Here is a 13,735-nt window from a genome sequence, read left to right as displayed (position 1 = left end):
TTAATCAATCTAAACTTAATACAGTAATACAAACAAAAAAAGCCACAATAATAATGTGGCTTTATATATTTTGAATAAAGTTAGAACGAATATAGTAACGTCATGTTACTTTCAGTATCCGTGCTCTTCTTATTATCAAGAGGCTCTTCGTTATAACGAACAATCACTGAAAACTTCATCGCTAATGCACCAATAATATTGGCAGTGATTGAAGTTTCAGAGCTAGCCAATAATTTATCGCCGTAATCAGCAATAAACTGTTGTTTGAATTTAGAGGTTTTTGAAATATCCCATTCAAATTTAGCAACACCATGCGCAACAACGCTATCTTCAGTGCGATAACCTTTTAATGCAGATTGCTCATCATCTAAACGTTGAGTGATATAACCTGGGCCAAATTCAACATCAAAGAAACTATCAGCGCCTTGGTATACACGATAACCATAACCTGCAGACATCGTTGCGGTATGATCGTAACCGGTAAAGGTATCAACAATGTAGCTACCATTCACAAATAGGTAGCTGCTTGGATCAAATCTATAGTTACCTTGTAGATTGGTACCATAACGCTTGGCCGTTACGCTACCAGTATCTTCACTGTACAAACCATTAAAATCATATTGGTTTTCCCAGTTACCTAATTCTTGTTTAAGGGTTAGACGCGCCTTAATTGAAGAGGTATCAGTGTTACCAGTTGTTAATGTTGCGCCAAGTTCCGCAGAACCGCCTAAGGTACTATCACCTTTAACAAAGTCAGCGCCTGCATACGCACAAAGAGGTGTTGCCATTAATAATGCTGATACAGCTAGCAATCTTTTCATGTTTGCTCGTCCCTATTCCCATAATATGATGAAATTCCGCAACAATAATAACATTGGTAACAGTAGCAAGTAAATTTGTATCAAAAAAAACTCGCCTAACGGCGAGTTTGTTAATTTATATTAGCGATAATTACTTAATCTGAGGATCTAGTTCGCCAGATTGATAAGCTTTATACATTGCTTGCAATGACTTAGCTTAATTTTTGACGCCATGCCCGCACAACCAAATGCCTCGTAACGAACCGTACAAATATCAGCCATCGCATCCATAGATGCTTTTAGGAATTTACGTGGATCAAACTCACTTGGGTGCTCAGCTAAGAACTTACGCACTGCGCCAGTTGATGCTAAACGTAGATCGGTATCGATATTAACTTTACGCACACCATGCTTAATACCTTCCACGATCTCCTCTAATGGCACGCCATAAGTTTCAGGGATCTCACCGCCATATTGGTTGATGATCTGTAGCCACTCTTGTGGCACTGAAGATGAACCGTGCATAACAAGGTGAGTATTTGGAATACGCGCATGGATCTCTTTAATGCGATCAATACGTAATACATCACCGGTAGGCTTACGGCTAAACTTATAAGCACCATGACTAGTACCGATTGCGATTGCTAATGCATCAACATGAGTATCAGCCACAAAACGAGCCGCTTCTTCAGGGCTAGTCAGCATTTGATCAAGGGTTAGAATGCCTGATGCACCAATACCGTCTTCTTCACCGGCTTCACCTGTTTCTAAACTACCTAAACAGCCGATTTCACCTTCAACTGACACACCACAAGCATGAGCAAAAGCCACAGTCTTACGGGTCACATCAACGTTATATTCATAAGATGCAGGAGTCTTACCATCATCCATTAATGAGCCGTCCATCATTACTGATGACATGCCTAACTGAATTGAACGCTGACACACATCAGGATGAGTACCGTGATCTTGGTGAATACATACTGGAATATCAGGATACTGCTCTAATGCAGCTGCCATTAGGTATTTTAAGAACTGTGGACGAGCATATTTACGAGCACCAGCAGATGCTTGCACAATCACTGGACTATCCGTTGCTTCAGCCGCTTGCATAATTGCACGCATTTGCTCAAGGTTATTAACGTTAAATGCTGGTACACCGTAGCCATGTTCTGCTGCATGGTCTAACAGTTGTCGTAGGGAAATAAGAGCCATTTGTTACTCCAGAAATAGGGTGAGGCCACTCACCTAGATCGCTATTGTTGGATGTCAAAACATCAATGTTTAAATCTAGTTAATTTTCCGGCGGCCATAAGCCGCCGGAATCAATAATTATTTACCGCGTGATTCTAACATAGCTACGGCTGGTAATTCTTTACCTTCTAAAAATTCTAAGAATGCGCCGCCGCCTGTTGAGATATAAGATACTTTATCAGCGATACCATATTTATCAACTGCAGCTAAGGTATCGCCACCGCCTGCGATCGAAAATGCTTTTGAATCAGCAATCGCCTTGGCAATACGCTCAGTACCCGCACCAAACTGATCAAATTCAAATACGCCTACAGGACCATTCCAAACTACAGTACCTGCATTTTCAATAATGTGTGCCAATGCTTCAGCACTGTCCGGACCGATATCAAAAATCATATCATCCGCACTAACCTGTTCAACTGACTTTAATGTTGCTGTAGCTGTTGGACTAAACTCACCAGCAACAACCACATCAGTCGGTACTGGAATATCACCACCGCGACGTTGAGCTTGTGCCACTAAGCGCTTAGCTTCATCAAGTAAATCGGCTTCATATAGTGATTTACCCACGTTGTGACCCGCTGCTGCAATGAAAGTATTGGCAATACCACCGCCAACCACTAACTGATCAACAATATGCGATAAACTCTCTAATACCGTTAATTTAGTTGATACTTTTGAGCCGCCAACAATGGCAACCAATGGGCGAGCAGGATTATCCATCGCTTTCGCTAATGCATCTAACTCAGCTGCAAGTAGTGGACCTGCACATGCGATAGGTGCATACATACCAACACCATGAGTTGAAGCTTGTGCACGATGCGCGGTACCAAAGGCATCCATCACATAAACATCACAAAGTGCGGCCATTTTCTTCGCGAGCGCTTCATCGTTCTTCTTTTCACCAGCATTGAAACGCACGTTTTCAAAGACGACAACTTCGCCAGCTTTAGCTTCCACACCATCAAGGTAATCAGTGGCTAAGCGTACTGGACAATCTAAAGCATTAGCTAAGTAATCAACTACAGGTTGCATTGAAAATTCAGCATCAAATTGACCTTCAGTTGGACGACCAAGATGCGACATCACCATTACTGCTGCACCTTTTTCAAGTGCCAACTTAATTGTTGGTAATGCAGCGCGTAAACGGGCATCACTAGTTACCACACCATTGGCAACAGGAACGTTAAGATCTTCACGAATAAGCACACGCTTACCTTGCAGATCTAAATCAAGCATTTTGATAATTGCCATCGAACATTTTCCTTAAATTAATAACAAACTTACCAAGATGAATGAAACCGGTTCACTCATCAAAAATTTTAATTAACGGTTATCTGCGCTAGTTTTGGTCTGATACATCACTAAACTGGTATCGAGCATGCGATTAGCAAAGCTCCATTCATTATCTGACCAGACTAATAATTTCACTAAATGACTATTACTGACTCGTGTTTGAGTACCATCGACAATTGATGAACGTGGATCATGGTTAAAATCACATGACACTAACGGCTGTTCGGTAAACCCTAAAATGCCGTGAAATCTGCCAGCTGCAGCTTGTTTGAGTACAGTATTGATCAAACTCAAATCGACTTTTGTTTGTAAAGTCACAGATAAGTCGATTGCAGTAACATTTAACGTAGGAACCCGAACAGAGATCGCTTCAAATTTATCATGTAGATGCGGCAAAATACGCTCGATACCGCGAGCTAGCTTAGTATCTACAGGAATAATTGAATGGCTAGCCGCACGCGTACGACGCAGATCATCATGGTAACCATCAATCACTTGCTGATCATTCATTGATGAATGAATGGTGGTAATCGCGCCACTAACAATCCCAAACTGCTCATCCAAGACTTGAATCACTGGCACAATACAGTTAGTAGTACATGAAGCATTAGAGACAACCGTCTCACTGCCGGTGAGTTGGTCATGGTTAACACCATAAACCACAGTAGCATCAACGTCACTTGAACTTGGGTGACTAATCAATACTTGCTTAGCCCCTGCTTGTATATGTTGTTCACATTCATCACGTTCATGCAAACTGCCAGTACATTCAAATACGATATCAATCGCTAACTCAGCCCAAGGCAACTGTGTTGCATCAGCTTGATGCAATAAGCTAATGGCATCGCATCAACCACTAATGATTCGCCATCAAGCGCTACCGGATATGCAAAACGACCATGGGTACTATCATATTGGGTTAAATGCGCTATCGCCTCAGGCTTCGCCAACTCATTAATGGCGACTAAGGTAATTTGTTCACGTAATGGCGTTTCATATATTGCGCGCAAAATATTGCGACCAATACGTCCGTAACCATTGATTGCCACTCGGATCATAACGCTTTTATTTCCTTACAAAAACGGCCTACCCTTACAGGTAAGCCGTTTTGATTAGTTTGCATTCATGTCGATAAACGGCACATCACAAATTAGTTTAATAACTCATTTGCAGCGGCAACAACATTAGCAACAGTAAAACCGAACATTTCAAATAACTGTTCTGCCGGTGCTGACTCACCAAAAGTCGTCATACCGATGATGCGACCATTTAAGCCAACATACTTATACCAGAAATCAGCAATACCAGCTTCAACTGCAACACGCGCAGTCACAGCAGCAGGCAATACAGACTCTTTATAAGCTGCATCTTGCTTATCAAACACATCAGTAGCAGGCATAGATACTACGCGTACGCGGCGACCAGCAGCAGCTAGCTCAGCTTGTGCTTTAACAGCAAGTTCAACTTCAGAACCTGTAGCAATAAGAATTAGCTCTGGAGTACCGTCACAATCTACTAGTACATAACCACCTTTAGCAGCATCTGCTAACTGCGCAGCAGTACGTGGCTGCTGGGCTAGGTTTTGACGAGAGAAGATTAATGATGTTGGACCATCTTGACGTTCAACGGCATATTTCCATGCAATTGCAGATTCAACTTGGTCACATGGACGCCATGTGCTCATGTTAGGTGTTAAACGTAATGATGCAATCTGCTCAACAGGTTGGTGAGTTGGGCCATCTTCACCTAGACCGATTGAGTCGTGGGTGTAAACAAAGATTGAACGCTGCTTCATTAATGCAGCCATACGTAATGCATTACGCGCATATTCCATAAACATCAGGAAAGTCGCGCCATAAGGCACAAAACCACCGTGTAATGCAACACCATTCATGATGGCAGACATACCGAACTCACGTACACCGTAATGCATGTAGTTACCAGATGCGTCATCATGAGTAATAGACTTTGAGCCAGAATACATGGTTAGGTTAGAAGGTGCTAAGTCAGCACTACCGCCTAAAAATTCTGGTAATAATGCACCAAATGCTTCTAGTGCATTTTGAGATGCTTTACGTGATGCAATGTTAGCTGGGTTGGCTTGTAATTGCTCAATGTAAGCTTGTGCATCTTGATTGAAGTTAGCTGGTAATTCACCCGCTACACGACGCTTTAATTCAGCGGCTAATTCAGGGTAAGCTGCCGCATAAGCTGCAAACTTCTGATCCCAAGCAGACTCAACCACTTGACCTTGTGCTTTAGCATCCCATTTAGCGTATACATCTGCAGGAATATCAAATGGTGCTTCTTTCCAGCCAAGGAATTCACGTGCTGCTGCAATTTCAGCATCACCAAGTGGTGCGCCGTGGCAGTCGTGTGAACCTGACTTATTAGGAGAACCAAAGCCAATAATTGTCTTACAGCAAATTAGGCTTGGGCGAGGGTCAGCTTTAGCTGCAACGATAGCAGCATTAATAGCATCGCTATCATGACCATCAACACCAGCAACGACATGCCAGCCGTACGCTTCAAAACGCTTAACGGTATCGTCAGTAAACCAGCCTTCAACATGACCGTCGATAGAGATGCCATTGTCATCCCAGAAACCAATTAACTTGCCTAGGCCTAATGTGCCAGCAAGTGAACAAGCCTCATGTGAGATACCTTCCATTAAACAACCGTCACCCATAAATGAGTAGGTGTAATGGTCTACAACGTCATGGCCGTCACGGTTAAATTGAGCGGCTAAGATTTTCTCTGCTAATGCCATACCCACAGCATTAGTAATACCTTGGCCTAGTGGACCAGTAGTGGTTTCAATGCCTGGAGCATAACCATATTCAGGGTGGCCTGGAGTACGAGAGTGAAGTTGACGGAATTGCTTAAGATCTTCAATGCCTAAATCATAACCTGCTAGGTGCAGCAGAGAATAATGTAACATTGAGCCATGACCATTAGATAGGACGAAACGGTCACGGTCAGCCCATTGTGGGTTCGCTGGGTTGTGCTTTAAGTGGTCACGCCACAACACTTCAGCAATATCAGCCATGCCCATCGGTGCGCCAGGGTGGCCTGAATTTGCTTTTTGAACCGCATCCATACTTAATACACGGATTGCGTTTGCGAGTACTTTACGGGAAGACATGCTCTCTCCTGCTTATTTTATAAGATTTAGCCTGCAATTGTGGGTTGCCATTTTCACCTACAATATGGCATTGACGCAAATTAAAATTATACAAATAGGCTATCGATATTAACGATAACTGATTTCATTCTCAAAATTGGAACACTTATCAATAACTTTAAAAAAGATCATTGCCATTACAATTAAGATCTTTTCTACATCAACCCACACTAAATCAATACCAATACGGCACATTCTGCCTAAATAAAGCGCAATCACTAACATTATCAAATAAAATTAATCGCCCTAAGTAAACAACTCCAGCCAATTTCGATTGATTTTTAATATTAGTAAATTCTTTATTTTTTCATTGTTTTACAAAAAGTTACATCTTAGCCGTGAATTTTGTATAAAAAAATTGCCTTAACTAGCTCACATAATCGGTGAATTTTTTTTCATCAGGGGTGATCATTAGTTCGATTTAATCTAGAATAGCCGTCTAGATGTAGATGCTTCTACACGTTTAAACGTTCATTGACGAGATTTTCCACATTATGGCAAAGCACTTGTTCACCTCTGAGTCGGTCTCAGAAGGTCATCCGGATAAAATCGCGGATCAAATTTCTGATGCTGTGTTAGATGCAATTTTAGCGCAGGATCCAAAAGCACGTGTTGCGTGCGAAACTTATGTAAAAACTGGCATGGTAATGGTAGGTGGTGAAGTTACTACCTCTGCTTGGGTTGATATCGAAGAATTAACTCGTAAAACCATCCGTGAAATTGGCTATATCCATTCAGATATGGGCTTTGATGCTAACTCTTGTGCAGTATTAAGCGCAATTGGTAAGCAGTCTCCAGACATCAACCAAGGTGTTGACCGTACTGACCCTAAAGAACAGGGTGCTGGCGACCAAGGCTTAATGTTTGGTTATGCAAGTAACGAAACTGACGTTTTAATGCCTGCGCCTATTACTTATGCTCACGCATTGGTGAAGCGTCAATCAGAAGTACGTAAAGAAGGTATCCTACCTTGGTTACGTCCTGATGCTAAATCACAGGTTACTTTTGCTTACGAAGACGGCAAAATCACTGGTATCGATGCAATCGTACTTTCAACTCAGCACAGCGAAGACATTAGCCATGCTGATCTAGTTGAAGGCGTGATGGAAACTATCATCAAGCCAGTACTACCGACTCAGTGGTTAAATAAAGATACTAAGTACTTTATTAACCCAACAGGCCGTTTTGTTATCGGTGGCCCAATGGGTGACTGTGGTCTAACGGGTCGTAAGATTATCGTTGACACATACGGTGGTATGGCTCGTCACGGTGGTGGTGCATTCTCTGGTAAGGATCCATCAAAAGTTGACCGTAGCGCAGCATACGCAGCACGTTATGTAGCAAAGAACATTGTTGCAGCAGGCCTTGCTGACCGCTGTGAAATCCAAGTTTCTTACGCAATTGGTGTAGCAGAGCCTACTTCAATCAGTGTAGAAACCTTCGGTACTGCCAAAGTGGCTGAAGAATTACTAGTCCGTCTAGTACGTGAACATTTCGACCTACGCCCTTACGGCTTAACTGAAATGCTAGATCTAGCTCGACCTATCTACCAAGCAACTGCAGCTTACGGCCACTTTGGTCGTAACGAGTTCCCTTGGGAAAAGACAGATCGCGCAGAAGCACTTCGCGCAGACGCTGGCCTATAATTCTAGGCAAGCTGATAAAAAAACCGCCATTAGGCGGTTTTTTTGTATTTATAACTGAATCTTCAATTGAGTTATTGGAAGTCCCCTAACGGGGCTTTTGCTTGGTTACCACCAGCATCTTGCTCGCCCCAAACTCGAATACTGCCATCCTCCGCAATTGCGGCAAAAGCCTTATCATTGCCAGTAATCACAGTAAACTTTTCCTCAACCGCAGGTGATTGAGTTAATGATGTGCTATGTCCCCACAGGCTAATCGTGCCATCAGTACGTTGCGCAGCAAACGCAGTATTAATTCCTTTTAACCAACTGTAACCATTATCGACGGGAGCCTCTACGCCACCTTGATAACTTGCCCCCCAAGCAAAAATAGAACCATCAGCACGTATGGCTGAAAATGCTAAACTACTTGCTCTAACATCTATAAACTCCGCTGCTGTCGGATTGGCTAAATATCCTAAATTAGGATCTTCATAACCCCAAGTGACTATCGAGCCGTCGGCTTTTAATGCTGCAAAAATATAGTCTGCGGCCACAATTTTAATATAACCATTGTCTGTTGGCGCGCCGACACCACCGCGTCCAGCATCGCCCCAAGCGGTAATGGTGCCATCATGTTTTAACGCTGCAAATGCTCCGCCAGTTCCTGCAATACTGATATAGCCAGCATCAATTGGCGCACCACTACCACCTGTATTTTGCCCGCCCCAAGCCACAATCGAACCATCAGTTCTTAATGCCGCAAAAGCATATTGAGTACTATAAATATGGGTAAAACCTGTACCGACAGGGGCGCCAAAGCCACCATGATTAGCTGATCCCCAAACCTTAATTTCACCATTAAATGTTAGTCCCGCAAAAGCGAGATCTGCAGCATATACATCGGCAAAACTATCGCTACCTGCATAGTATCCCCCATAAAGGTTATCTCCCCATGCCACAATAGAACCATCATCTCGCATTGCGGTGAATGCTCTCGCGTTAGCTATCATTCGAGTAAAACCAGATTGGTTTGCAATATTAACGGGTACCAATCCTCCCCGATCAGCATAACCCCATGCTTTAACACCGCCATTTTGAGTCAAAGCACCAAGCGCTTTGCCCCATTTATAACCACAGACACGATGTTCAGCACGACAGACATTCTGCCTTGCACTATCAATCACGGTAAAATGAATAGCCACAGTTATTTGGGGTTGGTTATTCAAGCTCGCATTGACAATAGCGCTACCTAGGCTAACCCCCGCAGCAATACCATTACTGACACTGACAATATCAGGCTGCTGGGCAACAAAAGTTAACTGGTTTGCATCTAGAACTTGCGTACTTCCATCTGAATATTGCGCTATCACTTTTATGTGATGCAAGCTACCAACACCTAATAAATATTGATTAGCATCGAGCGCAAGCGACTCTATCACCTTACTCGTTACAACTAATTCCGCTGTGGCCTTCTTACCCGCAACCGTTGCGGTAAATATCGTGTCCCCCGCAGCATGACTTGTTACTGACAAGGTCCCTGCCGCTATCACCGCCACACTAGGGTTTGATGAGTAAATATTGATATCACTCACTGCGATAACTGACGTTGAGTCATCACTGTATAACCCAAGGACTTGATAATCGACACTCTGTCCCAGTGCAATACTACTAACACGCGGCGTTAAACTGATTGATAAGAGTTCAGCACTAGTCACCGTCAATTCTGCGGTTATCGAATACCCTGCAACTGTTGCAGTGATATGAGTCGATCCGGTTGTTCCTCCAGATTGAGCAACTCCAGAATGCGCAGCAACAGTGGCGATTGCTGGCTGCGATGAACGCCATTGAACATCACTACTGGCCAATGGGCGACGTGAATTATCACTGTAATGCCCCATCACTTGATACGTCACCATATGACCCAGCGGCATACTATGCTGCATCGGCGTCATACTGATTGCAGTTAAGAGCGCATCAGTCACCGTCACCTCAAGATTAACTGTCTTACCACCAACCTTAACGGTAATATTACTGCTACCGATTTGATCCGCCTGAATCAGCCCCTGCGACCCATCAATGGAGACAATGCCACTGTTAGATGAAGATAAATTTGCATCACTAATCTCGATGATCCGCTCAACACCATCACTGTATTGACCATATATCACCACCTGCACGCTTTCCCCGAGTGCCAAAGACAATGGATTTGGGCTAATTCGTATCGACTCTAATATGGCTGATGATACGGTTAACTGCGACTCAGCAGAAAATGCGCCAAACTTGGCAACAATGTTAATTTGCCCTTCGCTATGGCCAGTTACAATGCCATCTGCAGTTTCTATCGTTGCAATCTCTGCTTGACCACTTTGCCATTGTATTTGTGAAGCCAAAAATGGACGCGTTACACCATCACTGTAGCGACCAATAACCTTATAATCTTGAGTTAACCCCACCGGAATACTCGCAGTTGCGGGGAGCAGAGCAATTGACTGCAACTGGGCCGATGACACAGTCAAGGCAGCACTGACCGACTTGTTGTCAATCGTTGCAATAACTTGTGTTTGCCCGACTTCGAGGCCTATAGCACGCCCAGTTTCCCCAATAACCGATGCGGTATTAGCATCTTCGACTCGCCACAACAACTCTTTAGCATTTAATTGCCGACTCTCTCCATTACTGTAATTTGCACTAACGGCAAAGACCTGCTCTTCTCCTTTAGGCACAATACTTGTTGCAGGGGTAATAGATAAACTATTAATAACTGCATCACTAATGGTTAATTCAGCGATGGTCTTAAGCCCTGCTTTCTCTACGATAATCTGAGTCACACCAACATCATTACCAAACGCAGTCGCATCAGTGGCGATAACGCTGGCAATATGTTGATCTTGGCTACGCCATGACAGTTGTTCCGGTAATAGTTGTCGCGATTCACCGTTAGAATAGCGGCCTGTAATTTGATAATTAACTTCGCTACCAATGGGCATTTGATATTTAGCGGGCTTGATATTTAATGAAACTAACTCCGCATCAGTGACATTCAATAAAGATGACACACTTAATCCTGCGAGCTTAGCACTAATCTGTGCTTGCCCTAACTGATAAGCCGTTACCATGCCTGTCGGCATTAATACAGTGGCAACATCACTGTTAGATGAATGCCAATTAAGTTCATCGCTCGCCAGTACACGCGTTAAACCATCACTATAAACGCCGGTGATCTGAAACTGAGTTTGACCACCTGCAGCAATAGAGAAATGCTCTGGATGTATGATTAAATTAACTAACTCAGCAGCGGTCACTTCTAATTGTGCAACAGTAGAATGCTGTCTAAAATTTGCTTTAATTTCGGTAACACCCACGCTATTTGCAATTGCATTACCATTACTCACTAATACTGAGGCAACTAATGGCTGAGTTGATTGCCATTGCACTTCATCAGGCGCAATGGTACGAGTGACACCATCGCTGTAGCTGGCAATCACATGATAATCAAGAGATTCACCTTTAGGTATGCGGTATTGCTCAGGCATCAGCTTTATTGCTGTCACGACTGCATCGGTAATCTGTAACTCTGCAGATGTTTGCAGCTCTCCAACCATTGCATTAATGATAACCACACCAGTTGAACTCCCGATCACATTACCAGTAGTGATATCAATATGGGCTATTTCAGGTGCTGATAATCCCCAATTAACATCTTTAGCATCAAGGACGTAACTATTACCATCACTGTACGTAGCAAGTACTGAATAATTTGCAGGCACCCCCACGGGTATCGCACTGTGTTGTGCTAATAACGTTATCCCGACCAATATCGGCGGCGTTACGACTAATTTAGCGCTTGCCGTTTGCCCGGCATAAATAGCAGATATAATGTCATCACCTTGCGATTTACCTGTCGCAAGGCCATAACGGTTCAAACTGGCTATATCATTTTTTACGAGTGACCAATGTACCTGTTCTATTAATGCTAATGTTGTACCATCAGTGTAAGTAGCAGCAGCATAATATGGGCTAGAAATTCCAACGGGGACAGATACTTGCTCAGGAGTGACTCGCATAGAAGTAAGCTCCGCAGCGGTAACCGTCAACTCAGCATTAGCAACCAAATCTCCTAACTTAGCCTGAATATTAACAACACCAATATCTTTAGCTGTTGCGACTCCAATTGCAGAAATAGCAACCAATTGTTGATTTAGCGTAGACCAATCAACAAATTCAGTTACATCGCGTGCGCTACCATCACTATAAGTCGCACGAGCCATATATTGCTGCTCCACACCTTTAGGCAGTGATTTAAGCGCAGGATAAATGGCTAAATCAAGTAACTCTTCTGCTTCAACCAATAATTCAGCAGTTACCCTCATACCTGCAAATTGCGCCGTTACCTGAACGTTGCCTTGAGTTAAGCCGACTGCCGTTCCTTGCTGATTAATGCTAGCAACATCATTGGTATTTAGTTGCCATACCACACCATCCATCACTGGCTCAGCACGACCATCACTGTACAGCGCATGTAACTGATAATGAGCTTGCGCTCCCTTAGGTATCGTCGTGATATCAGGACTAATGTTAAGATCAATTAAACTGGCTGAGGCAACTTGGATTGTTATTGAGGCGATAGCATAGCCACCTTGACCATCACTGATCTGATAACTAAATTGATCAACACCACGATAGTCTTTGGGTTGATAAACAATCTGACCATTACCATCTACTCGAGCACGGTTATTAACACCAAAAACCTGTACCAATGACAGTTCATCACCCTCTTTATCACTGATTAAGCCTAAATCAGTTAAATTAAGCACCAGTTGTTGTTGCAGGCTCGCATCAAAACTGGTTTGGTAATCTAAAGCGATAGGCGCTTGATTGGCACTTTGGCTATCAATACTGTTAACTAAAACATAGGCAAGGCTGTAACCACCATGACTGTCGCTGACCTGATATACAGCTTGTTCCACGCCAATAAAGCCCGCCGGAGAATAACTTATTTGATCATCAGTTAAGCTGAAGCGACTGGATGCCTGTACTAATTTGAAAGATAACGGATCTTGTTCATGATCACTGCTGATATCGGTAAGTGATGCTGTAATAGGGCTATCAGCATAAGTAGTCAATACTAAGTTAGTCGCAAGAGGCGCATGATTACCTAAACTGGGATCGCTAATAGCAACAAAAATAGGGCTGATGCCTGCTGTTGATTAACTGCAACGGTATAACGAAATTGTTCTACACCAACTTGTTCCGCCAAGTAATCAAATTGCTGCTGGGATTGATGAGTAATCGCCCCAAGTGCGGGGGATGATAATTCACTTATCTGCCAGCGATGACTTGCCTGCACTGCAGTACTGACGTCCATCGTGAACTGCTGTTGTTTATCCATTTCATACAACTGCGTAGACGCAGTAATCGATGCGTTTAAATCAATGAAACCATCACTGTTATCGTTACAGGCAGCAAGAAAAAGCCAAGCGGTAACGACTAAAAGACATATCCTTGTCATATTGACTAACCAAGTATTAATGAGATTATTAATATATTAGCCTGAACATATACTCTAGACGCCCCCC

At 43.2% G+C, this 13,735-nt stretch carries 6 protein-coding genes and 2 pseudogenes; 1 reads left to right on the top strand and 7 read right to left on the bottom strand.

Annotation, left to right across the window (positions count from 1 at the left end; genetic code table 11):
• Nucleotides 1-80: 80 nt before the first annotated feature.
• The 5 genes and pseudogenes from JCM15074_RS00240 to tkt all read right to left on the bottom strand — a co-directional run bounded on the left by JCM15074_RS00240 (nucleotide 81) and on the right by tkt (nucleotide 6,495).
• Nucleotides 81-821, bottom strand: coding sequence for a DUF481 domain-containing protein (locus JCM15074_RS00240; RefSeq protein ID WP_025819279.1), 741 nt, complete (start codon nucleotides 819-821; stop codon nucleotides 81-83).
• Between the two features lie 130 nt (nucleotides 822-951).
• Nucleotides 952-2,015 (bottom strand): annotated as a pseudogene (gene fba / locus JCM15074_RS20230) (class II fructose-bisphosphate aldolase).
• Between the two features lie 117 nt (nucleotides 2,016-2,132).
• Complete coding sequence (locus JCM15074_RS00230; RefSeq protein WP_025819278.1) at nucleotides 2,133-3,308, bottom strand: phosphoglycerate kinase; 1,176 nt, start codon at nucleotides 3,306-3,308, stop codon at nucleotides 2,133-2,135.
• 72 nt (nucleotides 3,309-3,380) lie between these two features.
• Nucleotides 3,381-4,408 (bottom strand): annotated as a pseudogene (gene epd, locus JCM15074_RS20225) (erythrose-4-phosphate dehydrogenase).
• Between the two features lie 92 nt (nucleotides 4,409-4,500).
• Nucleotides 4,501-6,495: a transketolase gene (gene tkt / locus JCM15074_RS00220; RefSeq protein WP_025819277.1), complete on the bottom strand. Its 1,995-nt coding sequence runs from the start codon at nucleotides 6,493-6,495 to the stop codon at nucleotides 4,501-4,503.
• Nucleotides 6,496-7,028: 533 nt separating this feature from the next.
• Between tkt and metK the strand changes: the two genes are divergently transcribed.
• Nucleotides 7,029-8,180: a methionine adenosyltransferase gene (gene metK, locus JCM15074_RS00210; RefSeq protein ID WP_025819275.1), complete on the top strand. Its 1,152-nt coding sequence runs from the start codon at nucleotides 7,029-7,031 to the stop codon at nucleotides 8,178-8,180.
• Nucleotides 8,181-8,251: 71 nt separating this feature from the next.
• Here the strand turns inward: metK and JCM15074_RS00205 are convergent, their stop codons facing one another.
• Together JCM15074_RS00205 and JCM15074_RS00200 are read right to left on the bottom strand one after the other, a co-directional pair.
• Nucleotides 8,252-13,333 (bottom strand): Ig-like domain-containing protein, encoded by a 5,082-nt coding sequence (locus JCM15074_RS00205; protein WP_267880161.1) that lies wholly within the window; start codon nucleotides 13,331-13,333, stop codon nucleotides 8,252-8,254.
• Nucleotides 13,315-13,668, bottom strand: a complete 354-nt coding sequence (locus tag JCM15074_RS00200; protein WP_025819273.1) for a hypothetical protein — start codon at nucleotides 13,666-13,668, stop codon at nucleotides 13,315-13,317. Before JCM15074_RS00200 ends, JCM15074_RS00205 begins: the two co-directional genes overlap by 19 nt.
• Between the last annotated feature and the right edge of the window lie 67 nt (nucleotides 13,669-13,735).

The organism is Shewanella marina JCM 15074 (assembly GCF_000614975.1).
Classification (GTDB): domain Bacteria; phylum Pseudomonadota; class Gammaproteobacteria; order Enterobacterales; family Shewanellaceae; genus Shewanella; species Shewanella marina.
Note: the sequence above shows the minus strand (reverse complement) of the source record. Positions and strands in the feature narration are given on the sequence as shown.

What these genes read in the sequence shown, in the direction of transcription:
- JCM15074_RS00240 (WP_025819279.1), bottom strand. Translation starts at nt 821, where the DNA reads ATGAAAAGATTGCTAGCTGTATCAGCATTATTAATGGCAACACCTCTT.
- JCM15074_RS00230 (WP_025819278.1), bottom strand. Translation starts at nt 3,308, where the DNA reads ATGGCAATTATCAAAATGCTTGATTTAGATCTGCAAGGTAAGCGTGTG.
- tkt (WP_025819277.1), bottom strand. Translation starts at nt 6,495, where the DNA reads ATGTCTTCCCGTAAAGTACTCGCAAACGCAATCCGTGTATTAAGTATG.
- metK (WP_025819275.1), top strand. Translation starts at nt 7,029, where the DNA reads ATGGCAAAGCACTTGTTCACCTCTGAGTCGGTCTCAGAAGGTCATCCG.
- JCM15074_RS00200 (WP_025819273.1), bottom strand. Translation starts at nt 13,668, where the DNA reads ATGACAAGGATATGTCTTTTAGTCGTTACCGCTTGGCTTTTTCTTGCT.